We start from the raw sequence: 25,474 nt of genomic DNA, 5'->3' as shown, positions 1-25,474 counted from the left end.
CGTAGCGTGGAGGCACATCGACTCTCCACGCCGAGGAGCAGAGCAGTGACCACCAAGGACGACACGGCAGGCGGTTTCTCGAGGCAGGAACGGGCGGCGATCAAGGACCGGGCCGTCGAGCTGCGGGCGGACGTCAAGCGGGCCGCGACCGCGGACAAGGTCGCCGCCGAGGAGGCGGACGTCCTGGCGAAGATCGCGGCGATGCCCGACGGCGATCGCGAGATGGCTGAGCGGCTGCACGCGATCCTCGCCGATGTCGCGCCGGAGCTCACCGCGAAGCTGTACTACGGCCAGCCGGGATACGCACGAGGCGGGAAGGTCGTGGTGTTCTTCCGGAGCGGGCAGACGGACAAGCAGCGCTACTCGACCGTCGGGGTGAGCCCGCAGGCGGCGCTCGACGAGTCCAGCGGCTTCTGGCCGACCTCCTACGCGCTGACCGGACCGACCGCGGACGCGTGGGAGCAGATCAGCGCCCTGGTGCGACGGGCCGGCGCGCAGGAGCAGCGCTGACCCGGCCGCACGCACCCGCACCGCGATGACCCGGCGCCGACGCCGAGGCCTGCGCGGCGCCCCGACTCCTGCCACAGTGACGGCATGCCCACCCCTGTGACCGTGACCTGGCGCGGCGAGTTCGACGACGCCGAGGTCGACGCCCTGCACGCCGAGGCCTTCGGGCACCGGGTCGTGACCGACACCTGGCGGGCGCAGGTGGAGCGCTGGAGCCTGGGCTGGGTGACCGCCCGGGACGACGACGGGCTGATCGGCTTCGTCAACGTGCCGTGGGACGGCCAGGTGCACGCCTTCCTGCTCGACACCATGGTGGCGACCCGGGCCCGGCGGCGCGGGGTCGGCACCGCGCTGGTGCGACTGGCCCGCGATCGCGCCGCCGCGGCCGGGTGCGAGTGGCTGCATGTCGACTTCGAGGAGTCGGACCGGGCGTTCTACCAGGAGGCGTGCGGGTTCACGCCGGCACCGGCGGGACTGATCGCCCTGCGCTGACCACCCGGACCAGCAGCACCAGGGCGACCAGCTCCACCAGGGTCTGGGTGACCACCGCCAGGGGCGCGAGGTCGAGGGCGGTCGGCAGGGCCAGGGCCAGCGGCAGCACCACCAACGAGTTCCGGGTGCTGGCGGAGAACAGCACCGCACGGGTTCCCGGGACGTCGAGCCGGGCCGCTCGTCCAGCGAGCAGCCCCAGTGGTGCGGCGACCAGCACGAACACCAGGTAGAGCGGCACCAGTCGCACCAGGTCGGCGGCCCGCGACCCGACCGCGGCGATCTGCGACCCGACCACCACCGCCAGCGTGAGCATCATCAGCGGCACCATCGCCGCCGAGGTGACGGACTCGACCCGGCGCGCCGCACCGTGCCGCCGGGACAGCAGCTGCAGCACCGAGGCGGCCGTCAGCGGCAGCACGATCAGCACCAGGAACGCCTGCGCGAACGGCCCGGCCTCGACCACCCTGACCACCTCCGGCCCGGCGATCAGCGGCAGGAACACCGGCAGGAGCAGGAGCTGCACCAGCATCAGCACCGGCGCGACGGCGACCAACCGGTCGGCCGCTCCCCCGGCCAGACCGGTGAAGACGATCACGTAGTCCACGCACGGGGTGAGCAGCACCAGCAGCAGACCGAGCAGCAGTCCGCGGTCGTCGGCGACGAACCGGGACAGCCCCCAGACCAGCACCGGCACCGCCAGGAAGTTCACCGCCAGCGCCGCGGCCAGGAACCGCACGTCGCGGACCGCGCGGCCGACCTGGACGATCGGGACGCCGAGGAAGGTGGCGAACAGCAGGAGCGCGAGCACCGGGGTGATCGTGCGCTCGAGCGCCGGGGCGATGCCGGGCAGTGCTCCCCCGAGGACGGCACCGAGCACGATGGCGGCCAGGTACAGCGCGACCTGATGGCGGTCCCACCAGGCGACGATCACCGGCTCAGCCTAGGTGAGCGGCTCCGGTGGCCGGCTCCCCTCGTCGTCCGTCCGGAAGCCGATCGCCTTGTGCGAGCCGTCGCAGAACGGCTTGATCGCCGACGCCCCGCACCGGCACAGCGCGACCGTCGACCGGCGACGGGGCACCACCGCCCCGTCGGCATCCCGGATCTCGACCTCGCCGCGCACCAGGATCGGTCCGTCCGGGCACGCGACCAGCACCACCGGGGCGTCCGTCATGCCGCGACCGTCCGCAGCGACGTCTCCCCCGCCGACCACCGGTCGATCAGGTACCCGCCCACCCGGCCGTCGGCGTGCAGACAGGCGGCAGCGCCGAACAGCACGTCGTCCAGCAGCTCCGGCTGCTGGGCGACGAGGCCGCCGGCGAGGTCGCGCCCGGCGATCTGCTCGTGCACTGCGTCCGCCTCGACGTGCTCGTCGAAGTACCAGGTCACGTCCGCGTCGTAGCCGTGCCGACGGAAGCCGTTCCCGTACTGGCGGTTGGGCTGGGAGGAGGTCATCTCGAAGGCCGCCAGGTGCCCGACGATGCAGCCGCGCAGCCGCCGGTGCAGGCCGAACATGCTCATCATGTTCACCGAGGCCAGGGTGAGCGCCGGCACCTCGTCGACGTACCGGCCGTAGGTGTCGTCCAGGCCGAGGCCGCGCATGGTCCGGGCGAACAGGGCCGCATGCATGCGCTCCGGGCGTCCGCCGCCGTACTCGTCCGCCTGGATCTCGACCAGCGCGGCCTTGGGCTCCCCGAGCAGCCGCGGGATGGCCCAGGTGTGCGGGTCCGCTTCCTTGAGCTGGTACACCGACCGGTGCTTGAGCAGCTCGTGCAGCTGGTCGTCGGTCGCCTTCTTCCCGACGTACGCCGACAGGCTCGGCCCGTCGTCGCGGCCGGTGAGGTCGAACAGCGCCGCGGCCACCGACTGCGGGGTCGGCTCAGGGCGCAGGTCGGCGGGGACGGTGACCGCGGCACGGAGCTGGACCTCGTACTCCCGCTCGATCACCGCGCGGGTGCGCAGCAGGTCGGGGTGCCACTCCAGGGCGTCGTCCACGCCGTCGAGACCCTGGTGGTGGAGTTCGTAGAGCAGGGTGAGGCTGAGTTGGATGTCCTCGTCGCCGGCGAGGTCCGGGACCGCCGCGATCCGCGCCGCGGCGAGGTCCGGGAGATCGGCGTCGATCGAGCCGGAGGTGAGGGCGGTGAGGACGGTCTGGCTGAGTGGCCCGCGGGGGGCAGGTGCGCGCACGGTTCTCCTGAGGCACGACGTGGGCCCCATGGCTTGAGACGTCCGGAACGCTAACCCGCGCCGGCGGGCGCCGCACTCCCGGAGGCGCCGCCCCCTTCCGCTGCTCAGATCAGGACGAAGCCCAGGACGACCAGTGCCGCGACCACCACCGGCACCACGGCGAGCAGCATCGCCCGGGTGGGCCGCGGTTCCCGGCGCGGCGGGTCGCCGAAGCCGGGCCGCAGCGGGTTCTGTCCGTCGTCCATGCCGGCAGCCTACGGAGCGCGGCCGGGTGGCGTTCGACCCGGCGTCCGAGCGATCTGCGCCGGCCGGGTGACATGTCGTGCATGCCACACATATCGGACAGCTTCCGCCTACCCTCGCTCGGGTGACCCTCCAGACCCGGCCCGCCGACGTCCGCGCCGTCCCGTCGACCGGCACCCGGCTTCCGGGCCTGGACGCTCTCCGCGGTCTGGCGATCGCCCTGGTCATGCTGACCCACGCCCACTCCGAGCGGTTCGGCTCGGGCGGGATGATCGGCGTGACGCTGTTCTTCGTGCTCAGCGGGTTCCTGATCACCGGCCTGCTCACCCGGGACCTGGAACGGTTCGGTCGGGTGCGGTGGGGCCGGTTCTACGGCTCCCGTGCGCTGCGCCTGATCCCGCCGCTGGTCCTGGTGCTCGCGGCCTACGCGGTGGTCGAGGGGGTGATCGGGCTGCGCGGCGGACCGTCGATGCTCGGTCTGACCATCGCCGCGGCCCTGACCTACACCTCGAACCTGCCGCTGATCCCGCACGGCAGCGGCTCGTTCTTCCACCTGTGGACCCTGGCCACCGAGGAGCAGTTCTACCTGGTCTGGCCGGTGGTGCTGGCCGTCGTCTGGCGACGCGGCCGGACCCGGCTCGCGGTCGGCGCCGGGGTCGTGGGATCGCTGGCCCTCTGCCTGCTCTCCATCGGGTACGAGTGGCCGGACACCGCCCGGGTCTACGCGCTGCCGACCTCCTGGTCGATCGCGCTGTTCCTGGGCTGCGGCCTGCGGCTGGGGCTGGACCGGGCACGCCGCGTCCTGCCCGGCTCGACGTCCGCACGGCGCATCCTGGCCGGCGGGATCGTCCTGGTGTTCCTGACGGTCACCGCGACGCCGGGGATCTCCGGGTCCCCGTGGATGTACCTGGTGGCGATCCCGGCGGTCGCGGTGGCGTCGGGGGTGCTGATCCTGCTGGCGATGGAGTGGCGGCGCCCGCCGCGCGTGCTGGTCGCGCTCGGCACGGTCTCTTACGCGGCGTACCTGTGGAACCTGCCGATCCAGCAGTGGCTCGGCGACCCGATGACCCTGGGCGGCGGACTCCTCGGCGCGGCGCTGACGCTGGCCGCGGCGACCGCGAGCTGGTGGCTGGTCGAACGGCCGGTGGCCGCGCTCCGGCGGCGGTGGCAGTCCGGCCAGACCGCGCCGATCGACCGCGAGGCCGCGCCGACCGGCTGAGCCGCTGCCAGGATGGCCCGCATGGCCGCACCCGAGTCCCGTGTCCGCCGCCGGAGCTGGCAGCCCGCCGCTCTGATCACCCATGCCGCGGTGGTCCTGGTGGTCACGGTGCTGCTGCTCGCGCTCGGCCTCCAGCGGACCGCGGACGCGAACATCGGCGGCGGGATCGCCTACCTCGCGAGCCTGCCCTTCGGCGTGCCGTGGACCTTCCTGCTGCCGGCGGCCCCGGCGGACTGGTCCTCGCAGACGCTGGTGCTGTGCGCGGCGGGGGCGGCCTGGTGGAACGTGGCGATCCACGCCGTGCTGTGGCAGGTGCTCCGCGCCCGGCGCTGACCGGTGATCGACCGCGATTCACCCGGGTGCAGGGACCCAGATCCGCCTCAGCAGCGCCGACCGTCACCCGATGAGAGCACCACGTCCTGATGACGTGGTCCGCGCCGCGGGCCGCAGGGGGGAGGACGCCGCCACAGGAGACCTGCCATGCCCGTGACCCGCACGCGCGCACTGCGCCTGCCGCTCGCCACCCAGATCATCGGCGTCGCCGCCGTCGCCACCGTGTTCTCGGTCGGCGTGGGTGCCTTCGCCGCCGGACAGATGTCCGCCATCCGCACCGAGACGACCGACATGGCCGAGGCCGACGCCTCCGTCAACGCCGCGCTGTCCACCTTCCAGGCCTCGCTCTGGCAGGTGCGGATGACCGCGGGCATGGTCGGCGCGTACCCCGCGGGTGAGGGCAAGCAGTCCCAGGTCGACGCGCTCGAGGCCGGGTACACCGCGGTGGACGACGCCGCGACCGGCCTGGAGGCGGCCTACCAGTCGGCCTTCGGCGGCAGCCCGGCGGCCTGGGACGCGTTCGGCACCGCCTGGGACGAGTACCGGCAGGTGCTGGACGACGAGCTGATCCCCGCTGCCCTCGCGGACGACCAGGACGCGTTCATGCAGATCCGGGACGACGGCGGCGCCGGGGAGAAGGGCCGTGCCCTGGTGGCGAGCATCTCCACCGTGCAGGAGGAGATCGCGGACACCATCGCGCAGGAGTCGGCCGACGTCTCCGCGCGCGCCGAGCGCTCCATCGTGATCACCTGGATCGGCCTGTCCATCGGCGCGGTGCTGGCCATCGGGGTGGCGATCGTGGTCGCCCGCCGGATCCGGACCGCCGCCGCCGGCGTCCGCCGGTCCCTGGTCGCGATGGCGGACGGTGACCTGACCGTCGGTGCCCGCGCCGGTTCCCTGGACGAGATCGGCGACATGGCCACCGCCCTGGGCACCGCCCAGGAGGCGCTGCGGGCCACGGTCGGCGGGGTGAAGGACTCCGCGCAGGCGGTCGCCGCATCCGCCGAGCAGCTGTCCGCCGCCTCGTCGCAGGTGTCCGCGGGCGCCGACGAGACCTCCACCCAGGCCGGTGTGGTGGCCGCGGCCGCGGAGCAGGTCTCCCGCAACGTGCAGACCGTCGCCGCGGGCGCCGAGCAGATGGGCGCCTCCATCCGGGAGATCGCGCAGAACTCCTCGCAGGCCGCCAAGATCGCCGGGCAGGCGACCGACGCCGCCGCGGTGACCAACGACCAGGTCGCACGGCTCGGGGTGTCCAGCCAGGAGATCGGGAACGTGGTGAAGGTGATCACCTCCATCGCGGAGCAGACCAACCTGCTGGCCCTGAACGCCACCATCGAGGCCGCTCGTGCCGGTGAGGCCGGCAAGGGCTTCGCCGTCGTCGCCGGTGAGGTCAAGGAGCTGGCGCAGGAGACCGCCAAGGCGACCGAGGACATCGCCCGCCGGGTGGACGCCATCCAGGGCGACACCACCGGCGCGGTCTCGGCGATCGAGCAGATCTCGACCATCATCGCCTCGATCAACGACTACCAGCTGACCATCGCGTCGGCCGTGGAGGAGCAGACCGCCACCACGAACGAGATGTCCCGGTCGGTCGCCGAGGCGGCCACCGGTTCGGGCGAGATCGCCACCAACATCACCGGGGTGGCCTCGGCCGCCGCGGCGCAGTCCGACGTGCTTGGGCAGGTCGGGCAGTCCGTGGTCGAGTTGGCCCAGTTGTCCGCGGATCTGGAGGCCCGGGTCAGCCGGTTCCGCTACTGAGATGCGCGGGCGGCCCGAGCACCGAAGACTAGGGCCGCATGACGGAGATCACCGCACACCACGGTCTGTTCAAGGACACCCGGCTGCACGTCGACGACACGGGTGGCCCCGGCCGTCCGGTGGTCCTGATCCACGGCTGGCCGCTGTCCGGTGAGTCCTTCGAGTACCAGGTGCCGGCGCTGGTCGCCGAGGGATACCGGGTGGTCACCTACGACCGGCGCGGGTTCGGCCGCAGTGACAAGCCGCTGACCGGCTACACCTACGACACCCTCACCGACGACCTGCACACCCTCCTGGTCGAGCTCGACCTGCACGACGTCACCCTGGTCGGTTTCTCGATGGGCGGCGGCGAGGTCGCCCGCTACTTCACGCGGCACGGTGCGGAGCGGCTGCACTCGGTGGTGTTCGCCTCCGCGGTGCCGCCGTTCCTCGCGCACCTGCCCGGCAACCCGGACGGCCCGCTCTCCGAGGCGCAGGCCACCGCGATGGCGGCGAAGCTCACCGCGAACTCCGAGGCGTTCTACGACGAGTTCACCACCGAGTTCTTCTCCGCCGAGGGAGAACTCGTGGTCACCGAGCAGCAGCGCCAGGACGCGTTGGCGCTCTGCCACCAGGCCGGCAAGGGCGCAGCGTTGGCCTGCATGGCCGCGTTCGGCCACACCGACTTCCGGGACGACCTGGCGGCGGTCAAGGTCCCGGCGCTGATCCTGCACGGCAGCGCCGACGCCACCGTGCCCTTCGAGGGGTCCGGCCGGCGCACGCACGAGGCGATCCCCGGCTCGGCGCTGCACGTGGTGCAGGGCGGCCCGCACGGCGTCAACGTGAGCCACGCGGACGAGTGGAACACGGTCCTGATCGACTTCCTCGCCCGATGAGCGAGAACAACGCCCGCACCGACGACGGACTCGTCACCGCACGGCCGCCCGAGCGCTTCGAGCTGGTGCGTGAGTGGGTGCTGCACGACGTGGACCACCTGAGCGGTGTGCGACGCGAGCTGCTGGAGGCGGTCACCGCCAGCGATGCCGGTCCGCAGCGCCGGCTGGACGACGTCCCGGAGCGGATGATCCTGGTCGCCTCCGAGCTGGCCACCAACGCGCTGACCCACGGGCTGCCCCCGACGACGGTGAGGCTGTTCACCGACGGCGACGACTACCTGCTGGACGTCGCCGACCACGACATCGGCAGCACGCCGTTCCTCGCGGGGGAACGCCCGCCCGGTGCCGGCGGCTTCGGCCTGCAGATCGCCCGGCGGCTCTCGCAGCAGGTCGGGTGGTACGCCACGGAACACACCAAGCACGTCTGGGCGATCTTCCCCGCCCAGCGCTGACCGTCAGCGGAAGTCGTCCCACACCGGGGACGGGAACAGCACCCGCTCGGCGGTCCGCCAGGCGGTCGGCAGGTCGAGGGACGGGCTCCGGAACATCCGCAGCTGGAGCCCGTCCATCGCCGCGATCGCCAGCTCGACCAGCGGCCGCATGTCCGACCAGTCGCCGACCTCCGGCGGGATCCGCCACCGGGTGCCGGAATAGAGCTCCCACACCCGGTCCGGCCGGTCGTCGAAGTACGCGTGCGCCGGGTGCGCAGGGCTGATGGACTCCGCGCTCAGCACCATGTACAGCCGGATCAGCTGCGGATCGCGCGCGTTGTTCGCCACCAGGTACCGGCAGTAGGCCGGGAAGGACATCCCGTCCGGGTGCACCGCCGACGGGTCGCCGGTCGCCGCGAAGTCCTCCGGGTCGAACCGCTGGTCGTAGCCCTGCTCGATGATGAGCTGGAGCAGACCCTCCTTGGTGTGCACGTAGTGCAGCAGCCCGGCCTGGGTGATCCCGACCTCCCGGGCGACCTCCTGCAGCGAGAGACCGTAGAACCCGTGCTGGCTCACCAGCCGGGCGCTCACCGCCAGGATCTGACCGATCCGCTCCTCCCGGCTCAGCCGGACGCGGCGGGGCTTCTCAGCGGACTCCGAGGTGCTGCTCACCCCCGCAACCTACCCGTCCCGGGCATCGCATTGACATCCGCGGGCGGGAGTTCTACCTTCCAGCTATCTACCAACCACTCGGTAGGTAGTGGCGGTGTGCGAGGGGGCGCACCCACCAGACGACTCACTGTGGAGCGTCCGTCTCCCACGACCAATGAAGGTTGACATGGACACGCAAGCCGCACCGTCGGCAGAACTGGCCGGCCAAGCCGACTCGCTCGCGCCCGACACCCGTATGCCCTTCACCCGTGGCCGCACCCTGCGGTTCGGTGCCGGATTCTTCGTCTTCGGACTCGCCTGGATCATCGGTCTGCAGATCGTCGCGGCGGTGCTGCTCCCCCAGCGCCTGCGCGACATCGGCGTGGCCGACCCGGTCGCCCTGCTCGGCACGATCAGCGCCGTCACCGCCGTGGTGTCCCTGGTGTCCAACCTGCTGTTCGGCAATCTGTCCGACCGCACCCGCAGCCGGTTCGGCCGCCGGGCACCGTGGATCCTGGCCGGTGGCGTCCTGGGCGGCGTCACCCTGTTCGCGATCGGGGTGCTCACCAACGCCACCCTGATCACGCTGGTCTACTGCCTGTGCATGGTCGGTCTGAACATGATGCTCGCCCCGGCGGTCGCCGTGCTGGCCGACCGGGTGCCGATGAAACTGCGCGGGACCATGTCCGCCTTCTACGGCGGCGGCCTGGCCGCCGGTGCGCCGCTCGGTTCCCTGATCGGATCGGCGTTCCTGGTCAACTCGTTCCCGGGCTTCGTGCTCGGCGGCGCGCTGATGGCCGTGTCCGCGATCATCGCGCTGATCGTCTGGCCCCGGGAGCGTTCCGCCGTCGATCTGCCCCCGGCCGCCGGCGGCTTCAAGGAGCTGCTCAAGTCGTTCCGCCCGCCGCGCAAGGCGCCCGACTTCTACTGGGCGTTCGCCGGCCGGCTGTTCATGCTGGTGTCTTACCAGATGGTGATGGCGTACCAGCTGTACATCGTGCAGGACCACATCGGTCAGTCCGTCGCCGAGTCCGGCAAGACGATCGCGACGATGTCGGTGATCCTCCTGGTGGTGTCGCTGGTCGGCTCGGTGCTCTCCGGGCCGATCTCCGACCTGATCGGGCGGCGCAAGCTGCCGGTGGTGATCTCCTCGGTCCTGTTCGCGGTCGGCATCGCCATGCCGTGGATCTACCCGACCCCGACCGGCATGTTCCTGTTCGCCGGGATCGCCGGCTTCGGCTACGGGGTCTACACCTCGGTCGACCAGGCACTGAACGTGGACGTGCTGCCGAACGAGGAGGAGGCCGGCAAGGACCTCGGCATCCTCAACCTGTCCACCACCGCCGGTCAGACCGTGGGGCCGCTGATCACCTCGGCCCTGGTCGTGGCGACCGGTGGCTACGGGCTGGTCTTCCCGGTGTCGATCGTGGCGGCGCTCCTGGGCGCCTTCTTCATCACCCGGATCAAGGCGGTCAAGTAGCGGGGCACCACCGCGGGGACGGCCCCGGTTCGGAGTTCGGGCTCTGGACCGGGGCCGCGGTGCGTCCGGGCCCGGAGCGGGATCGGGTCGCCGTCGGACGGAGCGGTCCGAGAGCATGGGAGGTGGCCGGTCCCATACACGTGGCCCGGCCCCTGGGGGCCGGGCCACGTCGTGCGGGGGTCACTCCCCCTCGACCACCACCAGGTCCCATGCGCCGACGGTCACCGTGTCACCCAGCGTCACCGCCGCGTCGTCGGCGAGCACCGACCGCCCGGACACCGGGCTGGCCAGCTCGACCGCGGTCCCGGAGTAGTTCAGCAGGTACGTCACGTCGTTCCCCGCCGCGTTCCGCCCGCGGCGCACGGACACGGTCCCGGCCAGCTCCTGCGCCCAGTCGCCGACCCCGGCGTCCCGGACGGCCAGGGCGAGCACCGCGCGCAGCAGCTCCGGCGAGGTCATCGTGCCCAGATGCAGCGCGGACCCCTCGCCGACGCGGTGCCGGGTGATCGCCGCGTGGTCGCGGTAGGCGTCGTGCCGGTAGGACGCCAGCACCTCCGCGCCCTGCGGGACCAGCAGTTCCATGAAGTGCCGCGCGTCGAGTGCCGCCGGCTCGACCCCGGCCAGATCGCCGTGCAGGGTCAGGTCGACGCCGTCGGGCCGGGTGAACTGGTTGTAGGTCACCCCCAGGGTGTCCACCAGCCCGTGCGGCGCGCGGTCGTGCCAGACCTGGACGTGCTCGTCGGCCACCACGCTGCGGAAAGTGGTCACCAGGTGCCCGCCGCCGGTGACGTAGTCGCGCAGCGCGTCGACGGTCGACTGCGGCGCGGTGTAGAGCACCGGTGCGATCACCAGGTCGTAGCGGGCCAGGTCGGCGTCGTCGGCGGGCACGAAGTCCACCTCCACGTTCAGCTCGAACAGCGCGTCGTAGACCCAGCGCAGCACGTCGTTGTAGCCGATCGAGCTGCCGAAGACGCCGTTGATGAACCCGGTCTCGAGGGTGAACCACTGCAACGCCGTGAGCGCCTCGTTGCTGACCATGATCGCGACCCGGTTCTGCTTGCGCAGGTGACCGAACCGCTCGCCCAGCGCGGCCAGCTCCCGACCGAAGACCCCGGCCTCCTCGTAGGTGGGGTTGGTCTCCAGGTCGTGGGAGAGCAGGCCCTTCCAGTAGGTCTCGAAGGCGTTGTGGGTGGAGTGCCAGTGCCAGTACATGACGCCGTCCGCGCCGCTGGCCACGTGGCTGTAGGCCTGCAGCCGGAGCTGACCCGGGTAGGGCAGCCAGCCCAGCTGCCCCTGCGCCTGCGTCTCCAGCACGAGGTAGTTGGCGCCGCCCTTGATCGAGCGCGTCATGTCGCCGCCGAAGGCGATCTCCTTGCCGGTCAGGTGGGACTGGGTGGGGTGGTAGATGTCCACTCCCGCCAGATCGACCGTGCGGGCGGCCTTGAAGTGGTCGACCGAGGGCTGCAGGCCGTACGACCACCCGGGGGTCCAGTCGAAGTCGAAGTTCTGGGTGACCCACTGGTCGTCCCGCGCGTACTCGCGCACGATCCCGGCCTGCCAGCCGAGGAACTCCTCGACCAGTCCGCGGCGGAACCGGTCGAACGCGGCGCCGAGCGAGCCGTTGATGGTGCCGCGGACGTCCGGCACGTCCTCCCAGGCGTCGATCCGGTTGGACCAGTAGTCCAGCCCGAAGGCGGCGTTCAGGGCGGTGAGGTCGCCGTCGAACTCCTGGCGCAGGTGCTTGACGAACGCACGCTGCACGCCCCGGCCGGCGGTGTCGTGGAACTTGGTCTCGTTGTCGATCTGGAAGCCGATCACGGCCGAGCGGTGCGCGGTGTGCGCCATCAGCTCCCGGATCACCCGCTCGGCGTGGAACAGGTAGGTGGGGTGGGTGATGTCCATGATCTGCCGTGCGCCGTACCGGCCCTCGCCCTGGCGGGTGGTGGCCAGCACGTCCGGGTGCGAGGCGGTCAGCCAGGACGGGACGGCGTAGGTCGGGGTGCCGACGATCACGCTGATCCCGGCGGCCTCGAACGCGTCCAGTGCCCGGTCGACATGACGGAAGTCGAAGACGCCGGGCTGCGGCTCCAGGGTGCTCCAGGTCGACTCGGCGATCCGCACCACGTTGATCCCGGCGGCCAGCATCATCTGGACGTCGGTGTCGATCCGGTCGGTGGGCATGTACTCGTCGTAGTACGCCGCGCCGAACAGCATCCTGTCCATCGTTCACCCTTCATCGCGCGAGTCCCGGCGTCGTCACCGGGGTGGTCCCGGCAAGTCTACCTACTGGTTGGTAGGTAGAGTCCAGGTGCGCGGTGCCGACGGGCCCCGCCGACGGTCGGGTCAGCGGGCGCCCGACGGGCTGGGCCGGTGCCGACCGATCTCCGCGATCAGGGTGGCCTGGAAGTCCTCGGCCACCGCGAGCTGCTCCTGCAACCGCCGGGACCGCTCCACCACCGCCAGCCGGTACATCTCCAGGCGCTCGACCAGCTGCTCGCGCTCCTCGGCCGGCAGCGCCGGATCGCCGAGCCGGTCGAGGACGTGCAGCAGGTCACCCATCTCCTCCAGCGAGAAGTCGAGCGGCTTCATCCGCTTGATCGTCTCGAACCGGAGCGCGTCGGCCTCGGTGTACAGCCGGAATCCGCCGGGGGTGCGCGCCGAGGGCCGGACCAGGCCGACCTCCTCGTAGTAGCGGATGGTGCGCAGGGACAGCTTGATCCGGTCGGCGAGCTCGCCGATCTGCATCCGATGTTCGTCCATACGTGTGCCACCTCTCGCGTCCGCACCGGCCGCTGGCGGCGGTCCGCCGGCCAGCATAGCCAGGCGAAATGCGGGTCGGGCAGCACCGATCGGCCCGGCGCCCGCCGTGGTCCACCGGGTGAACATTCCGGACAAACCCTCCCGTAACGGTCGAGTTGCTCGTACCTTACGTGACGTGAGAGTTGCCGACACACCCCCGACGGGCCGCGAGGCCGGCCCGGCCCGTGCGGCCCGCCTGCCCGGGCTCGACGCCCTGCGCGGTCTGGCCCTGCTGCTGGTGATGCTCAACCACGCCCACCCCGGCGTCTTCGGCGCCGGCGGCATGCTGGGCGTCACGCTGTTCTTCACCCTGTCCGGCTTCCTGATCACCGGGCTGCTGCTGCGCGACCTGGAACGCGCCGGCGGCGTCCACTACGGCGGATTCTTCCTGGCCCGTCTGCTGCGCCTGCTCCCCCCGCTGCTGCTGGTGCTCGCCGGGTACGCCGTGGTCGAGGGCGTCGTCGAGCACGGCGAAGGCCGGGCGCTCGTCGGCGACACCCTGCTCACCGGCCTGACCTACACGATGAACCTGCCGTTCGTGCCGCACGGTTCCGGGTCGATGTACCACCTGTGGACCCTGGCCACCGAGGAGCAGTTCTACCTGGTCTGGCCGCTGGTGCTGGCCCTGGCCTGGCGACGACGCGCCGTCGGCCGGGTGATCGTGACCGGGATCGCCCTCGCGCTGCTGGCCTGCGCCGCCACCCTCGTCTACCAGGGAGCGGAGAGCGCGCGGGTCTACGCGCTGCCGACCTCTTGGGCCAGCGCCCTGCTGATCGGCTGCGGGCTCCGGGCGGCCCAGGATCGCGTCACCGCCCTGCTGCCCACCGCACCGCGCGCTCGACTGCTGCTCGGCGGCGCCCTGGTCGCCCTCCTGCTCGCGGGCGCCGTCCTGCCCGCTCAGGGCGATCACCCGTGGACCTACCTGATCACCCTGCCCGTCGTCGCCGCCGGCTCGGGCGTCCTGGTGCTGCTGGCCTGGACCGCCGGTCCGGCGCTCGGCACCCACCCGGCGATCCGGCTGTTCGCCCGGCTCGGCACCATCTCCTACGCGGCCTACCTGTGGAACCTGCCGATCCAGAGCTGGATCGGCGACCCGCGCACCCTGCTCGGTGGCGTGATCGGTGCGGCGCTGACGATCGCCGCTGCCACCGCGAGCTGGTGGCTGGTGGAGCGACCGGCGGCCCGGCTGCGACGACGGCTCACGGCACGGGCGGCCGCCCCGTCCCCGGCTGCCTGACCGGCGGCACCATCGACTGCGCCAGCAGGGTCGACCCGACCACCGCCGCGGGCATCGTCGCCACCGCGCCGCCGGGCACCAGGAAGCAGAGCTGCGTCGCCACCCCGAATCCGAGCGCCCGGCTCCGATGGGCCCGCAGCAGGCGAACCCGCTCCGCCCGGCCGATCCCGCGCGCGGTCAGCGCCCGGGCGGTGAGCTCGCCCGCCAGCAGCCACCCGGTCAGCAGCACCCCCGCGAGCCACCCGAGCGGTGTGCCGATCACCGGGATCAGACCGAGCAGCCCGGCGAGCACCGCCACCACCAGCCCGCGCACGACCAGGGCCGCACCGTCGACCGCACCCCGCCAGAACCCGGTGGACCCCTCCGGCACTGCCCCGGTGGTGTCCTGCTCGGTCATCCGCCAGATCCGGTCGTAGCAGGGCTCCCCCAGCGCCAGCGTCAGCCCGGTGAAGGTCACCACGATCAGCACCAGGGCCGCTGCCAGCACCACCGCCCCCGCGGTCAGCTCGGCCGCGCGCTCCCAGCCGGGGCTCCAGTCGTCGGCGAACGGGGTCAGGGCGTCACCCAGGCTGTCGAGGTGCCAGATCAGCACGAGGAGGCCCGCCAGCAGTGCGAGCGACACCACCGCCGCGGGTACCAGCCCCAGCAGCATCAGGCCCGGCCGACGCCGCCACCAGCCCCAACCTCGTCCGAGCAGGCGGGCACCGTCCAGGATCTCGTTCATCGCGCACCATCCTAGGTGACCCATGTCACACCCCGGTTCTACCCTCCCCGGTATGACGAATCGACCCGATACCCACATCTGGGGTGGCGAACGCGAGCTGCTGGACGTCTTCCTCGACTACCAGCGCGCGACCGTCGTGCTCAAGGCGGAGGGCCTCTCCGACCAGGACGCGGCACGACGACTCCTGCCTTCCGCGACCACCGTGACCGGGATGCTCCGGCACCTGGCGGACGTCGAACGCAGCTGGATCACCGAGGCCTTCGCCGGGCTCTCCTACGACCGCCGGCACGGCAGCGACGAGGACCCGGACGGCGAGTGGCGGGTCACCGCCGACGACTCGCTGGCCGAGGCGATCGCCGACTACCAGGCGGCCTGCGCAGAGAGCCGGACGATCCTGACCGGCCGCGACCTGGACGAGCAGTGCACGGGCGGCCCACCGGCGCAGCTGCGCTGGGTGCTGCTGCACCTGATCGAGGAGACCGCGCGGCACGCGGGACAGCTCGACGTGCTGCGGGAGCTCCTGGACGGGGTCACCGGGGAGTGACGTCGGCGACCCAGGCGCAGAAGGCGGGCAGCAGCACCGGCAGATGCTCGGCGATCGCCAGCACCGCGTAGGGCCGGTCGAAGCGCAGCGCCAGTTCCCCGGTGCCGCCCTGGACGGTCGCCGCGCGCAACCAGACTGCACTGATCGAGGCCGCGTCGAACCCCGCGGCGTGGAACGCCGCCACCGTGGTCTGCGTCGCGGACACCTCGGCCGGGCGGGCAGCCGGGACCAGGAATTCATCCAAGGCGGGGCCGAGCAGCGAGAGCACCGGTTCTGCGCTCAGGTCGATCGTGGTCGCGGCCGACCACTGCGGGAGGCGGGCCCGGTCCCGGGGCGGTCGCCCGCGCGGCTTCGACACCGTCCAGGCGTGACCCTCGCCTCGGGTCAGTTCCGAACGCGGGATCCGACGGGCCGAACCCGACAGTCCACCGGCCAGCCGGACCACCTCGGCCGCCGCCCGATGGGTCGACTCGGGTCCGATCCTCGGAGCGGCGATCACCGACCAGACCGTGAGTCCGGGTGCCGTCGCTGCGTGCACACCGACCAGCCCGGCAGCCACGGTGTCCACCACCTCGATCCGGTGCCCGGTCGGCGGTGTGCCGAGCACGGTCGCTGCCGCGAACTCCCCGGTGAACGCGTCAGCCGGCTCGAACGGGTCGTCCCAGTCGGACCGCACGGACAGCGCCGACGCCAGCAGGATCGCCAGCCCGGGATCCACGGCGACCGGGAACTCCTCGATCAGACCGTCGGTGTGCTCGCGCACCCAGGCATCGGCCTGTGCCTGGGTCGGGATCGGTCCAGTACCCGCGACGTCGGCGAGCCGGGCGACCGCGTCCGGCTCACTCGCGGTCCCGGTCCACACCGCCACCGCCCGGGCGAGTCCCGGATGTGGGTGTGCCAGTACCTGGCGAGCGAGTGCTGCTGCATCCGCCCCGGGCATCCCGAGCTCATCGTCCGACCCGCCGAGCCCGTTCGGGGTGCCGATCAGAGCCGCCAGCAGCCACCACCCCAGCGGGCTGATCGCCGCATGGCGGTCCAGGTGCCGACCTGCCATCGCCGCGCCGACATCGAGCAGGTCGACCGCGGGCTGGTTCGTGCTCATCCGCGCAGGCTAGCGCTCGGCCGCCGCCCGCCACATCGCCTCCGGCGGCTCCTGCTCACCCGGCAGCCCGCGGATCGGCCCGCGGGGCACGAAGCCCAGTCGCCCGTACATCCGCCGGGAGCCGGGGGTCGTCGCCTCCAGGTACGCCGCCGCTCCCTCTGCATCCACCCTCGCCAACCGGTGGCCGAGCAGCGCGGACCCGACGCCCTCACCCCGGGCCTGCCCGGAGACGGCCACGTCCGACAGGTACCAGTGCGGTGCGGTCGGGTGCACCGCCGCGAAGGTCCGTTCCATCCGCTGCCACGCCCGACTGCCGGTCCAGCCCAGTGCGCGCAGCACCCGGAGGGAGAGGGCGAGCGAGGGCCGGTGCTCCGGCGCGTTCGGTGCGTGCCAGATCGCGACGCCCACCACCTCGCCGTCGTCCCGCCGAGCCAGGTCGACCGCCCGCCCGTCCTCCGAGGCGCCCAGCCAGGCGCGGTAGAACCGGTCCAGCCGTCGACGGCGCTCGGCCACGGCACCGGGCAGCACGGCGGCGATCAGCGGGTCGGCGGCGAAGCCCTCCGCGAGCAGGGCGGCCGCGGCCACGAGGTCGGCGGGTCGGGTGGCGGCGGAGACGGTGACCATCGAGGCTCCAGGAAGTCGGCGTCCGACCAGGTTAGAGGGCTTCCCTCCCGCCCTCCCCGGACCTATCATCGCCGAGTGACGATGACATCGACGGTCGACGACGCCCCGGAGCCCAGCGACACCAGCCTCGCCGCCCCGGTGGCCGCGGTGTTCCGAGCGCTCGGCGAACCCGCGCGACTGAGCATCCTGCGTCACCTGTTCACCGGCGAGCACTCGGTCCGCGAGCTCACCGACCACCTCGGCCTGGCCCAGAGCACGGTGTCGGTCCACCTCGCCTGCCTGCGCGACTGCGGCCTGGTCCGGCTGCGCAGCGTCGGGCGCTCCTCCCGGTACTCGGTCGCCGACCCGGCCCGGCTCGCCGCTCTGCTGGCAGGCGCGGACGAGCTGGTGCACGGCCCCGGCGCCGACGCCGCCACCTGCACCCACCTGGACGCCCGATGAGCCACGACCACACCCACGCGGTCCCCGACGACCGCCGCCGGCTCTCGATCGCCTTCGGACTGACCGCCACCGTGCTGGTCGCCCAGGCGATCGGCGCCTGGCTCACCGGCTCACTGGCCCTGCTGGTCGACACGGCGCACATGCTGACCGACACCGCCGGGCTGGCGATGGCGCTGTTCGCCGCGCACCTGGTCCGTCGTCCGGCGACCGCCCGCCGTACCTGGGGTCTGCGTCGCGCGGAGGTCCTGGCCGCGCTCGCCCAGTCCGCGGTGCTGCTGGTGGTCGGTGTCTACGTCCTGGTGGAGGCGATCCGCCGATTCGCCGCCCCGCCGGAGATCCCGTCCACCGAGCTGATCGTCTTCGGTGTGATCGGCCTGGTCGCCAACGTCGCCTCGCTCCTCGTCCTGTCCGGTCGCCGTTCCGCCTCCTTCAACCTGCGCGCAGCCTTCCTGGAGGTGACGAACGACGCGCTGGGGTCGCTGGGCGTGATCGTGGCCGCGGTCGTGATCGCCACGACCGGTTGGCAGCAGGCCGACGCGGTCGCCGGTCTGCTGATCGGCGTGCTGATCGTCCCGCGCGCGGTCACCCTGCTGCGTGAGACCGGCGCCGTCCTGCTGGAGTCCACCCCGCCCGGGCTGGACCTGGACGCCGTGCGCGGACACCTGGAGCGGATGGAGCACGTGCGGGGCGTGCACGACCTGCACGCCAGCCTGATCGCCACCGGGCTGCCCGTGATCACCGCGCACGTGGTGGTCGACGACAGCTGCTTCACCGATGGTCACACCGCGCGGATCCTGGATCAGTTGCAGGAGTGCGTCGCCCAGCACTTCGATCTCTCGGTCGAGCACTCCACCTTTCAGATCGAGCCGGTCGGGCACCGCGGACACGAGCACGTCGACCATGTCTGAACCGCGGCACAACCTTTGCGCGCGCTGAGACGTGTAGAGGGCATGGACGACGCACCACCCGGGACCGAGCTCCTGGTCGACACCGGGCCCCCGACCGATCGGGACACCGAGTTCACCCGTTTCATGACCGAGGCGAGTCCCGCGCTCGCCCGGACCGCGTGGCTGTTGTGCGGTGACGTCCATCAGGCCGACGAGCTGGTGCAGCAGGCACTGGTCCGCACCTACCTCGCGTGGTCGCAGGCCCGCCAGGGCGACCCGCTGGCCTACGCCCGCCGCACCCTGGCGAACCTGCGGATCGACACCTGGCGCCGACGGCGGCGCGAGGTGCTGAGCGACCCGACCACGCTCCCCGACCACGGTGACGACCGCGACGCGGCCCGCAGTCACGATCGCGACCAGCTCACCCGGGCGCTCGCCCTGCTCTCGGCCCGCCAGCGCAGGGTCGTCGTCCTGCGGCACTTCGTCGGCCTGTCCGAACGCGAGGTCGCCGACGACCTGGGCATCTCGGTCGGCACGGTGAAGTCCACCGCCTCCCGGGCCCTCGGCCAGCTGCGCGCCGTCCTGGAACCGTCCGACACCACGACCGAGAGGAGCCGCTGACATGAACGACGACGACTTCCTCCGTTCCTTCGCCGATCGGGCCGTCCCCGACGTCCCGGTGCACACCGAGCGGGTCATCCCCCGCGCCCACCGCCGACGCCGGATCATCCGGACCGCCCAGTCCATCGGTGTGATCGCCGTCCTGGGCGTGGTCGCCGGAGGCCTCGGCTGGGCCTGGCAGGACGCCCCGAACCCGATCGCCACTCCGTCGCCGACCTCCAGTCCGAGCCCCACCCCGACACCTGTTCCCACGCCGACCCACACACCGGAGCCGTCCGCCGTCGAGTCGACACCGCCAGCCCGCGTGTCATCCGGACCCGCCTCGGTCACGGCCGACGAGCCCTACTGGTACATCAGGACCGAGACCGAGGGCCACCCGCCGCCCTACTACGAGGAGTGGACCGCACTCGACCAACCCGGCATGTCCTGGGTCGGTGGGACGGTCGAGTCGCTGTACGGACTGCGCTCGGTCCGTGAGGAGGTGGCCGAGCTGACCGACCCGCTCGGGAACGTGGCGATCACCGACCTTCCGCATGATGCTCAGGGGCTCGAGGATCTGATCCTGCAAGGAACTCCGAGCGGAGACGACGCGAGCGGTACCGACGTGATGATGCGCTCCGTCGACATTCTCAGGTTGGGTGGCGCGGCCCCTGCGGATCTTCGCCAGGCGGCATTGGATCTGTTGCTGGCATCGCCCTACATCGTCACGGAGCCCGGCAGCGATGGTGTCGGGCGCCCGGGTCTGGTGCTGACCCAGATCGATGTCGAACTGCCCGGGTCCTATGTGGTCGACCCGGACCGACTCCTGGTGCTCCAGTTCACCTCGAGCCTTGACGACACAGCACACCGGTTCTTCGGCGAGGCAGTCGTCGCTCCGCCGATCGCGCCGCCAGCTTTCGGCCCGGCGTACGCCGACTGATCGCGCATCCATCGCCGATGTCCGACCCTCGTCCTACTGTGACGCCCATGACACCTGCACCGATCGTCCTGGTCCCCGGATTCTGGCTCGGCGCATGGGCGTGGGACGAGGTCGCCGACCTGCTGCGCGCCGAGGGCCACCGGGTCACGGCGGTCACCCTGCCCGGGCTGGAACCCGAGCACCCGGACCGCGGGTCGGTGACGCTGGCGGACCACGTGGACGCGGTGGTGGCCGCGATCGAGGCGGCCGGGGAGCCGGTGGTGCTGGCGGTCCACTCCGGTGCGGGGGTGCCGGGTTACGCGGCGACCGACCGGCGCCCGGAGCTGGTCGCGCACGCGGTGTACGTCGACTCCGGTCCGGCCAGCGGCCCGCTGAACCCGGGCTTCGACGCCCCGGAGATGCCGCTGCCGACCTGGGCCGATCTGGAGGAGGACGGCAACAGCCTGGACGGGCTCTCCCCCGAGCAGCTGGATCGGTTCCGGGAGCGCGCGGTGCCCGAGCCCGGCGGCCCGGTCCGCGAGGGGCCGGAGCTGACGTGCGGCGGCCGGCTGGACGTGGCGACCACCGTGCTGTGCACCTCGCTGACCAGTGAGCAGATCAGGGCGGCGATCAGTGAGGGCTGGGCGTGGATCGGCGGCCTGGCCGAGCTCCGGGACGTCCGCTACGAGGACCTGCCGACCGGGCACTGGCCGATGTGGTCCCGCCCGGCGGAGGTGGCGCAGCTGCTGGGCCGGATCGCGCACGAGTCGGCCTGAACCACCGTCGAGTCCCTGGTCACCTCGCGCATCTGCGCAGGACAACCGCCCCGGACGCCCCCAGACTGCTCGGGTGCGAACCATCGGAGTGGAAGAAGAGTTCCTGATCGTCGGCCCGGACGGCGCCCCGCGCGCGGTCGCCGCGGCCGTGTTGCAACACGCCTCCGCGGAGCACCCCGACCACGGCGACACCCCGGGCGGCGCCCTGGAGAAGGAGTTCGCCCAGGAGCAGGTCGAGACCTCGACCCACCCGTGCGAGGACCTGGACGAGCTGCTGGCCGAGGTGCGGGCCGGTCGCGCCCGGGCCGACGCCTCCGCGCAGCACACCGGGAACCACGTCGTGGCGCTGGCGACCTCCCCGCATGTGGCCGACCCGACGGTCGTGGTGGACGCCCGGGCTCGGCGGATCATGTCGCTGTTCGCCCGGACCGCGCGGGATCAGCTGACCTCCGGCTGCCACGTGCACGTCCAGGTCGCCGACGACGAGGAGGGCGTGCGGATCGTCGACCACCTGCGCCGGTGGAACCCGGTGCTGCTCGCGCTCTCCGCCAACAGCCCGTTCTGGCACGGCGACGACTCGGGGTACGAGTCCTTCCGCTCCCAGATCTGGGGGCGCTGGCCGACCGCGGGCCCCACCGCCCCGTTCGGCGACGCCGCCACCTACCGCCGCACGGTCGCCGAGCTGGTCGGCTCCGGCACGATCCTCGACGACGGGATGGTCTACTTCGACGCCCGGCTGTCCGCGCACTACCCGACGGTGGAGGTCCGGGTCGCGGACGTCTGCCTGGACCCGGAGGACGCGGTGCTGATCGGCGCCCTGGTGCGCGGCCTCGCGGACACCGCCGTCTCCGGGGTCCAGGAACCCGACCCCACCCGGACCGAGTTGATCCGGATCGCCGGGTGGCGAGCGGCCCGCACCGGACTGGGCGAGGACCTGGTCTCCCCGGTCACCGGCACCCCGGCGCCGGCGGCCGACGTGGTCGCCCAATTGGTCGAGCACATCACCCCGGCGCTGCGGGACGCAGGTGACCTCGCCCACGTCGAGGCGGGTGTCCAGCGGTTGTTCTCCCGCGGAAACGGCGCTCACCAGCAACGACAGTGGCGGGCCGAGGGCGCGGACTTCTCCGAGCTGGTCCGCCGGGCGGTGGACGCGACACTCTCCCACGGGTGATTCCGGGCATCATGGGTCTGCTCGGCGGGCGTTCACCGGACCTTCACGGCACAGTGGAACACACGGAGCAGCTCGGACGTTGAACGAACCTGAGTAACAGCAAGCTCTGCACGTCAAGGCACGGAGGTCCCACCATGTCGAACCGATCCCTGCGCGGTATGCGCATCGGTTCCCACAGCATGGAGTCGGATGAGGGCGTCGACTTCGCCCCCCGGCTCCAGGCCTACTACGACTGCCCGAACGGGCACACGATCATCCTGCCGTTCTCGGTCGAGGCCGACGTCCCGGTGGTGTGGGAGTGCCGCTGCGGCGCCGAGGCGCTGCTCCGCGACGCCTCCAAGCCGGAGCCGAAGGCCACCAAGCCGCCGCGCACGCACTGGGACATGCTCCTGGAGCGGCGCACCATCAAGGAGCTGGAGGACCTCCTCGACGAGCGGCTCGACCTGCTCCGCGCGGGGAAGCTGCGCCGCAGCGCCTGACCCCCGGCGGCCCTTGACGACGAACGGGTCCCTCCCCACCGGGAGGGGCCCGTTCGGTCGTGTCAGGGCCGGACCAGGGAACGCAGCTGCCGCCAGCGTTCCTGCGCGCCCCACACGGTCACCCGGACCAGGGCCTCGACCACGATGTTCCGGCTCATCTTCGACCGGCCCTCGGCGCGCTCGACAAAGGTGATGGGCACCTCCGCCACGCTGCCGCCGGCCCGGATCACCCGCCAGGCCATGTCGATCTGGAAGCAGTACCCGTGCGAGGCGACCTCGTCGAGCGCCAGCCGGCCCAGCACGTCCTGGCGGTAGACCCGGAACCCGGCGGTGGCGTCCCGCACGGGCAGGCCCATCGCGAGCCACGCGTACACGTTCGCGCCGCGGGAGAGCACCTGACGGTGCAGCGGCCAGTTGACGACGCGTCCGCCGCGCACCCACCGGGACCCGATCACCAGGGCGGGCGCGTCCGGCCGGTCGAGCCGCTCCAGCAGCCGGGGCAGATCCTCCGCCCGGTGCGAGCCGTCCGCGTCCATCTCCACCACAGCCGGGTAGCCCCGCTCCAGCGCCCACCGGAAGCCGGCGACGTACGCGGTGCCGAGTCCCTGCTTGCCGGTCCGGTGCATCACCTGGATCCGTCGGCGGCCCAGCTCGGCCTCCTCCTCGGCGGCGATCCGCTCGGCCAGCTCGCCGGTGCCGTCCGGCGACCCGTCGTCGACCACCAGGACGTCCGCCTCCGGCGCGTGCCGGCGCAGCGCGTCCAGGGTGCGCGGCAGGCTGTCGCGTTCGTCATAGGTGGGCATCACCACCAGCGGCCGCGTCGTCGACCCGCTCACCGTGCTCCCTCCGGCCGGTCGGCCCGGCGCACCCGTCGTGCACCGGCCATCCCCGCGCCCACCATGACGAGGCCGAGCCCCGACACCACCCAGCCGGGCCACGGCCCCATCCGGGTGGCGAGCGTGAGCGACTCGCGCAGCGGCAACGTGGCCACCAGCTGGTCGGCGGTGAACAGGTCGGTCGCCTCGGAGACCGCACCGTTCGGGGCGATCACCGCGCTCACGCCGACCGTCGACACCTGCACCGTGGCCCGGCCGTGCTCGACCGCCCGGAACCGGGACATCGCGAGCTGCTGGGTGGACTCCGCGGACCAGCCGAAGGAGGCGTTGTTGGTCTGGACGACCAGGAACTCCGCGCCCTCGGTCACCGACTCGCGCACCAGGGCGTCGTAGGCCACCTCGAAGCAGATCACGTCGCCGATGGTCACGGTCCGGCCCAGCCGGTCGGATCGCATCGGCAGCACCCCGGGTTCGGTGCCCGCGATCATGTCCCGGGTGACCAGGTCGACCGCGGAGGAGAACGGCCGCACCAGGTCCCGGATCGGGATGTACTCGGCGAACGGCGCCGGGTGCTGCTTGGAGTAGCGCGCGACCGGACCCTCCCCCGGCTCCCAGAGCAGAGCGGTGTTGTACCGGCCGTCGGAGTCCTCGGGGTATTCGACCGTGCCGATCAGCATCGGGGCTCCGGCGGCCTGCGCAGCGGCGTCGATGTCCGCCCAGACCGACGGGTCGGCGGCCGGGTCGATGTCGGTGCCGTTCTCCGGCCAGAGCACCAGGTCGACACCGCCGGAGCCGACCGCCGCGGTCACCGCGGCGGTGCCCTCCAGGTGGTTGTCCAGCACCTCGCGGCGCTGGTCGAAGGCGTCCAGGCCCGGATGCTCGACGTTGCCCTGGATCGCGGCCACCCGCAGCGAGTCGTTCTCCGCCTGGGTCGGCAGCGGGACCAGGAAGCCGATCAGCACCACCGCGACCGCTGCGCCCACCCGGGTCAGCACCGCACCGAGTGCGAACCCGCGGGCGCCGGACCAGGTCAGGGCCAGCAGTGCGCCCACCCCCGCGACCAGCAACGAGACCAGAGGCGCGCCACCGATGCTGGCCAGGGCGATCAGCGGGGCGTCGCTCTGGGAGAAGGCGAGCCGACCCCACGGGAACCCGCCGAAGGGCACCGCCGAGCGTGCCTCCTCGATCGCGACCCAGAGCACCGCGAACACCGGCACCTGCAGCCAGGCGGACCGCCAGACCGCCTCACCACGACGGGCCCAGGACCACGCGGCGCCGAACAGCGCGACGAACCCTGCCTCGGCGACCGAGAGTGCGATCCAGGGCACCAGGCCCACCGCGTCGTCCGCCCAGGTGATCAGCGGCAGGAAGAACGCGAGCCCCCAGAGCAGCCCGAGCAGTGCGTTCCACCGGGCGCTGTCCCGGCGCATCGCCCAGAACAGCAGGCCGACGCCCGGGGCGGCGGCGAACCACCAGCCGAGGTCCGGGAAGGCGGTCCAGGTCAGTCCCCCGCCGAGCGCCGCCAGGACCGCGCTCCACCAGCGGGAGGGATCACGTGGCTGCACGTCGGCGATGCTACGGCACGCGGATGAGCGCTTCGTCCGACCGACCGGCCCGCGTGTCCTTCGTACCGCGCAGCGCCCCGAGGGGTGGCACGTTTTCTACTGAACACGCGGGCCCGGTCGGGGCCAGAGGGTGATCGGAGGGGTGTCTCCGCGGGAGCTCCCGCACCACGACCACTGCCACTGCCGAGACGCTACCCGGTGCACAGGTGGTGTCAAGGTCGGCGTTCGGGCCGGTGATGGGCCTCCGAGCAGGTCACCCGCGCCCGTTGTGTGGCGATTCCCCGCGGACGCCTGGCGTGTCGTGCGGCGTGTCGTCGTGGCCGCCCGGCGACACCCGGGTGAACGACCCGGAAAGAATTCACACGGACGTCATCCGAGGGCGTCGAAGATCACCACGCCCGAGCGCACCGTCCGACGGCAGACCGGTGCGGGGACGTCACCGGTGAGCTCCGGCAGCACCGGGTCCGGGGCGGGACGGCCGGGCCGGTTCCAGGTCGGCCGGTCCGCCCCGCGGTGTGCCCAGGCCGACTCGTCGACGTCCCACACCGCGAGGTGCGCGGGCGCCCCCACCCGCAGCTCCCCGGCGAGCGGGTCCAC

The 25,474-nt window shown here is 72.5% G+C and carries 29 protein-coding genes and 1 pseudogene; 17 read left to right on the top strand and 13 right to left on the bottom strand.

Going from position 1 to position 25,474, the window contains the following annotated elements; all coding sequences use genetic code 11:
• Window positions 1-45 precede the first annotated feature (45 nt).
• Window positions 46-510, top strand: coding sequence for a DUF1801 domain-containing protein (locus OGL89_RS03990; RefSeq protein ID WP_263118577.1), 465 nt, complete (start codon window positions 46-48; stop codon window positions 508-510).
• 84 nt (window positions 511-594) lie between these two features.
• Window positions 595-999 carry a GNAT family N-acetyltransferase gene (locus OGL89_RS03985; RefSeq protein WP_263118576.1) on the top strand — a complete coding sequence of 135 codons (405 nt, stop codon included), beginning with the start codon at window positions 595-597 and terminating at the stop codon, window positions 997-999.
• Here OGL89_RS03985 and OGL89_RS03980 read toward each other — a convergent pair.
• The 4 genes from OGL89_RS03980 to OGL89_RS03965 all read right to left on the bottom strand — a co-directional run bounded on the left by OGL89_RS03980 (window position 962) and on the right by OGL89_RS03965 (window position 3,428).
• Window positions 962-1,930 carry an arsenic resistance protein gene (locus tag OGL89_RS03980; protein WP_263118575.1) on the bottom strand — a complete coding sequence of 323 codons (969 nt, stop codon included), beginning with the start codon at window positions 1,928-1,930 and terminating at the stop codon, window positions 962-964. The genes OGL89_RS03985 and OGL89_RS03980 overlap by 38 nt on opposite strands.
• 9 nt (window positions 1,931-1,939) lie before the next feature.
• Window positions 1,940-2,170, bottom strand: a complete 231-nt coding sequence (locus OGL89_RS03975; RefSeq protein ID WP_263118574.1) for a CDGSH iron-sulfur domain-containing protein — start codon at window positions 2,168-2,170, stop codon at window positions 1,940-1,942.
• The gene (locus OGL89_RS03970; RefSeq protein ID WP_263118573.1) at window positions 2,167-3,183 is read right to left on the bottom strand and encodes an iron-containing redox enzyme family protein; all 1,017 of its coding nucleotides are present in this window, start codon (window positions 3,181-3,183) and stop codon (window positions 2,167-2,169) included. Before OGL89_RS03970 ends, OGL89_RS03975 begins: the two co-directional genes overlap by 4 nt.
• A 104-nt stretch (window positions 3,184-3,287) precedes the next feature.
• The gene (locus tag OGL89_RS03965; RefSeq protein ID WP_263118572.1) at window positions 3,288-3,428 is read right to left on the bottom strand and encodes a hypothetical protein; all 141 of its coding nucleotides are present in this window, start codon (window positions 3,426-3,428) and stop codon (window positions 3,288-3,290) included.
• A gap of 122 nt (window positions 3,429-3,550) precedes the next feature.
• Here OGL89_RS03965 and OGL89_RS03960 point away from each other — a divergent pair, with 122 nt between their 5' ends.
• The 5 genes from OGL89_RS03960 (at window position 3,551) to OGL89_RS03940 (ending at window position 8,063) form a co-directional block, all read left to right on the top strand.
• Complete coding sequence (locus OGL89_RS03960; protein ID WP_263118571.1) at window positions 3,551-4,645, top strand: acyltransferase; 1,095 nt, start codon at window positions 3,551-3,553, stop codon at window positions 4,643-4,645.
• Between the two features lie 21 nt (window positions 4,646-4,666).
• Window positions 4,667-4,978, top strand: coding sequence for a hypothetical protein (locus OGL89_RS03955; protein ID WP_263118570.1), 312 nt, complete (start codon window positions 4,667-4,669; stop codon window positions 4,976-4,978).
• A 147-nt stretch (window positions 4,979-5,125) separates the two neighbouring features.
• Window positions 5,126-6,736: a methyl-accepting chemotaxis protein gene (locus tag OGL89_RS03950; protein WP_263118569.1), complete on the top strand. Its 1,611-nt coding sequence runs from the start codon at window positions 5,126-5,128 to the stop codon at window positions 6,734-6,736.
• Between the two features lie 38 nt (window positions 6,737-6,774).
• The gene (locus OGL89_RS03945) at window positions 6,775-7,611 is read left to right on the top strand and encodes an alpha/beta hydrolase (protein WP_263118568.1); all 837 of its coding nucleotides are present in this window, start codon (window positions 6,775-6,777) and stop codon (window positions 7,609-7,611) included.
• Window positions 7,608-8,063, top strand: coding sequence for an ATP-binding protein (locus OGL89_RS03940; RefSeq protein WP_263118567.1), 456 nt, complete (start codon window positions 7,608-7,610; stop codon window positions 8,061-8,063). Before OGL89_RS03945 ends, OGL89_RS03940 begins: the two co-directional genes overlap by 4 nt.
• Window positions 8,064-8,066: 3 nt before the next feature.
• Here OGL89_RS03940 and OGL89_RS03935 read toward each other — a convergent pair whose 3' ends face one another.
• Window positions 8,067-8,714: a TetR/AcrR family transcriptional regulator gene (locus OGL89_RS03935; RefSeq protein ID WP_263118566.1), complete on the bottom strand. Its 648-nt coding sequence runs from the start codon at window positions 8,712-8,714 to the stop codon at window positions 8,067-8,069.
• Between the two features lie 166 nt (window positions 8,715-8,880).
• Here OGL89_RS03935 and OGL89_RS03930 point away from each other — a divergent pair, with 166 nt between their 5' ends.
• The gene (locus tag OGL89_RS03930) at window positions 8,881-10,173 is read left to right on the top strand and encodes an MFS transporter (protein WP_263118565.1); all 1,293 of its coding nucleotides are present in this window, start codon (window positions 8,881-8,883) and stop codon (window positions 10,171-10,173) included.
• Window positions 10,174-10,353: 180 nt separating this feature from the next.
• Here OGL89_RS03930 and OGL89_RS03925 read toward each other — a convergent pair whose 3' ends face one another.
• Window positions 10,354-12,396, bottom strand: coding sequence for a beta-galactosidase (locus OGL89_RS03925; protein ID WP_263118564.1), 2,043 nt, complete (start codon window positions 12,394-12,396; stop codon window positions 10,354-10,356).
• Window positions 12,397-12,516: 120 nt separating this feature from the next.
• A complete protein-coding gene (locus OGL89_RS03920) occupies window positions 12,517-12,933 on the bottom strand; it encodes a MerR family transcriptional regulator (RefSeq protein ID WP_263118563.1) in 417 nt (138 codons plus the stop codon).
• 175 nt (window positions 12,934-13,108) lie between these two features.
• Here OGL89_RS03920 and OGL89_RS03915 point away from each other — a divergent pair, with 175 nt between their 5' ends.
• Window positions 13,109-14,209 carry an acyltransferase gene (locus OGL89_RS03915; RefSeq protein ID WP_263118562.1) on the top strand — a complete coding sequence of 367 codons (1,101 nt, stop codon included), beginning with the start codon at window positions 13,109-13,111 and terminating at the stop codon, window positions 14,207-14,209.
• On the opposite strand, the gene OGL89_RS03910 is transcribed toward OGL89_RS03915, so the two are convergent.
• Complete coding sequence (locus tag OGL89_RS03910) at window positions 14,172-14,933, bottom strand: EI24 domain-containing protein (protein ID WP_263118561.1); 762 nt, start codon at window positions 14,931-14,933, stop codon at window positions 14,172-14,174. The genes OGL89_RS03915 and OGL89_RS03910 overlap by 38 nt on opposite strands.
• A gap of 52 nt (window positions 14,934-14,985) precedes the next feature.
• Between OGL89_RS03910 and OGL89_RS03905 the strand changes: the two genes are divergently transcribed.
• On the top strand, window positions 14,986-15,477 hold the full coding sequence (locus OGL89_RS03905; RefSeq protein ID WP_263118560.1) for a DinB family protein: 492 nt from the start codon (window positions 14,986-14,988) through the stop codon (window positions 15,475-15,477).
• Here the strand turns inward: OGL89_RS03905 and OGL89_RS03900 are convergent.
• On the bottom strand, window positions 15,464-16,579 hold the full coding sequence (locus tag OGL89_RS03900) for a hypothetical protein (protein ID WP_263118559.1): 1,116 nt from the start codon (window positions 16,577-16,579) through the stop codon (window positions 15,464-15,466). The genes OGL89_RS03905 and OGL89_RS03900 overlap by 14 nt on opposite strands.
• A gap of 9 nt (window positions 16,580-16,588) precedes the next feature.
• A complete protein-coding gene (locus tag OGL89_RS03895) occupies window positions 16,589-17,203 on the bottom strand; it encodes a GNAT family N-acetyltransferase (protein ID WP_263118558.1) in 615 nt (204 codons plus the stop codon).
• Window positions 17,204-17,284: 81 nt separating this feature from the next.
• Here OGL89_RS03895 and OGL89_RS03890 point away from each other — a divergent pair, with 81 nt between their 5' ends.
• The 7 genes from OGL89_RS03890 to OGL89_RS03860 all read left to right on the top strand — a co-directional run bounded on the left by OGL89_RS03890 (window position 17,285) and on the right by OGL89_RS03860 (window position 22,476).
• On the top strand, window positions 17,285-17,644 hold the full coding sequence (locus OGL89_RS03890; RefSeq protein ID WP_263118666.1) for a metalloregulator ArsR/SmtB family transcription factor: 360 nt from the start codon (window positions 17,285-17,287) through the stop codon (window positions 17,642-17,644).
• Window positions 17,641-18,552, top strand: a complete 912-nt coding sequence (locus tag OGL89_RS03885; protein WP_263118557.1) for a cation diffusion facilitator family transporter — start codon at window positions 17,641-17,643, stop codon at window positions 18,550-18,552. Before OGL89_RS03890 ends, OGL89_RS03885 begins: the two co-directional genes overlap by 4 nt.
• A gap of 42 nt (window positions 18,553-18,594) precedes the next feature.
• Window positions 18,595-19,152, top strand: coding sequence for a SigE family RNA polymerase sigma factor (locus OGL89_RS03880; RefSeq protein WP_263118556.1), 558 nt, complete (start codon window positions 18,595-18,597; stop codon window positions 19,150-19,152).
• Window positions 19,153-19,282: 130 nt separating this feature from the next.
• A complete protein-coding gene (locus OGL89_RS03875; RefSeq protein ID WP_263118555.1) occupies window positions 19,283-20,071 on the top strand; it encodes a hypothetical protein in 789 nt (262 codons plus the stop codon).
• Window positions 20,072-20,118: 47 nt separating this feature from the next.
• Window positions 20,119-20,826 carry an alpha/beta hydrolase gene (locus tag OGL89_RS03870; protein ID WP_263118554.1) on the top strand — a complete coding sequence of 236 codons (708 nt, stop codon included), beginning with the start codon at window positions 20,119-20,121 and terminating at the stop codon, window positions 20,824-20,826.
• A 73-nt stretch (window positions 20,827-20,899) separates the two neighbouring features.
• Window positions 20,900-21,997 carry a glutamate--cysteine ligase gene (locus OGL89_RS03865; RefSeq protein WP_263118553.1) on the top strand — a complete coding sequence of 366 codons (1,098 nt, stop codon included), beginning with the start codon at window positions 20,900-20,902 and terminating at the stop codon, window positions 21,995-21,997.
• A 134-nt stretch (window positions 21,998-22,131) separates the two neighbouring features.
• On the top strand, window positions 22,132-22,476 hold the full coding sequence (locus OGL89_RS03860) for an RNA polymerase-binding protein RbpA (RefSeq protein WP_168629044.1): 345 nt from the start codon (window positions 22,132-22,134) through the stop codon (window positions 22,474-22,476).
• Between the two features lie 62 nt (window positions 22,477-22,538).
• On the opposite strand, the gene OGL89_RS03855 is transcribed toward OGL89_RS03860, so the two are convergent.
• The 3 genes and pseudogenes from OGL89_RS03855 to OGL89_RS03845 all read right to left on the bottom strand — a co-directional run.
• Complete coding sequence (locus OGL89_RS03855; protein WP_263118665.1) at window positions 22,539-23,279, bottom strand: polyprenol monophosphomannose synthase; 741 nt, start codon at window positions 23,277-23,279, stop codon at window positions 22,539-22,541.
• A 29-nt stretch (window positions 23,280-23,308) separates the two neighbouring features.
• Window positions 23,309-24,877 (bottom strand): apolipoprotein N-acyltransferase, encoded by a 1,569-nt coding sequence (lnt, locus tag OGL89_RS03850; protein WP_263118552.1) that lies wholly within the window; start codon window positions 24,875-24,877, stop codon window positions 23,309-23,311.
• A gap of 369 nt (window positions 24,878-25,246) precedes the next feature.
• A pseudogene (locus OGL89_RS03845) lies at window positions 25,247-25,474 on the bottom strand (hydrolase); the annotation flags it as partial.

Source organism: Cellulomonas sp. RIT-PI-Y, assembly GCF_025642745.1.
In the GTDB taxonomy this organism is placed as follows: domain Bacteria; phylum Actinomycetota; class Actinomycetes; order Actinomycetales; family Cellulomonadaceae; genus Cellulomonas.
The sequence above is the reverse complement of the archived record's forward strand: the minus strand, read 5'-3'. Positions and strand labels throughout refer to the sequence as shown.

Bases quoted from the DNA above. Each gene is read 5' to 3' on its own strand.
- OGL89_RS03975 (WP_263118574.1), bottom strand. From the start codon at position 2,170: ATGACGGACGCCCCGGTGGTGCTGGTCGCGTGCCCGGACGGACCGATC.
- OGL89_RS03940 (WP_263118567.1), top strand. From the start codon at position 7,608: ATGAGCGAGAACAACGCCCGCACCGACGACGGACTCGTCACCGCACGG.
- OGL89_RS03930 (WP_263118565.1), top strand. From the start codon at position 8,881: ATGGACACGCAAGCCGCACCGTCGGCAGAACTGGCCGGCCAAGCCGAC.
- OGL89_RS03885 (WP_263118557.1), top strand. From the start codon at position 17,641: ATGAGCCACGACCACACCCACGCGGTCCCCGACGACCGCCGCCGGCTC.
- OGL89_RS03905 (WP_263118560.1), top strand. From the start codon at position 14,986: ATGACGAATCGACCCGATACCCACATCTGGGGTGGCGAACGCGAGCTG.
- OGL89_RS03925 (WP_263118564.1), bottom strand. From the start codon at position 12,396: ATGGACAGGATGCTGTTCGGCGCGGCGTACTACGACGAGTACATGCCC.
- OGL89_RS03955 (WP_263118570.1), top strand. From the start codon at position 4,667: ATGGCCGCACCCGAGTCCCGTGTCCGCCGCCGGAGCTGGCAGCCCGCC.
- OGL89_RS03910 (WP_263118561.1), bottom strand. From the start codon at position 14,933: ATGAACGAGATCCTGGACGGTGCCCGCCTGCTCGGACGAGGTTGGGGC.
- OGL89_RS03870 (WP_263118554.1), top strand. From the start codon at position 20,119: ATGACACCTGCACCGATCGTCCTGGTCCCCGGATTCTGGCTCGGCGCA.
- OGL89_RS03965 (WP_263118572.1), bottom strand. From the start codon at position 3,428: ATGGACGACGGACAGAACCCGCTGCGGCCCGGCTTCGGCGACCCGCCG.
- OGL89_RS03985 (WP_263118576.1), top strand. From the start codon at position 595: ATGCCCACCCCTGTGACCGTGACCTGGCGCGGCGAGTTCGACGACGCC.
- OGL89_RS03945 (WP_263118568.1), top strand. From the start codon at position 6,775: ATGACGGAGATCACCGCACACCACGGTCTGTTCAAGGACACCCGGCTG.
- OGL89_RS03880 (WP_263118556.1), top strand. From the start codon at position 18,595: ATGGACGACGCACCACCCGGGACCGAGCTCCTGGTCGACACCGGGCCC.
- OGL89_RS03950 (WP_263118569.1), top strand. From the start codon at position 5,126: ATGCCCGTGACCCGCACGCGCGCACTGCGCCTGCCGCTCGCCACCCAG.
- OGL89_RS03855 (WP_263118665.1), bottom strand. From the start codon at position 23,279: ATGCCCACCTATGACGAACGCGACAGCCTGCCGCGCACCCTGGACGCG.
- OGL89_RS03860 (WP_168629044.1), top strand. From the start codon at position 22,132: ATGTCGAACCGATCCCTGCGCGGTATGCGCATCGGTTCCCACAGCATG.
- OGL89_RS03900 (WP_263118559.1), bottom strand. From the start codon at position 16,579: ATGAGCACGAACCAGCCCGCGGTCGACCTGCTCGATGTCGGCGCGGCG.
- OGL89_RS03895 (WP_263118558.1), bottom strand. From the start codon at position 17,203: ATGGTCACCGTCTCCGCCGCCACCCGACCCGCCGACCTCGTGGCCGCG.
- OGL89_RS03920 (WP_263118563.1), bottom strand. From the start codon at position 12,933: ATGGACGAACATCGGATGCAGATCGGCGAGCTCGCCGACCGGATCAAG.
- OGL89_RS03890 (WP_263118666.1), top strand. From the start codon at position 17,285: ATGACATCGACGGTCGACGACGCCCCGGAGCCCAGCGACACCAGCCTC.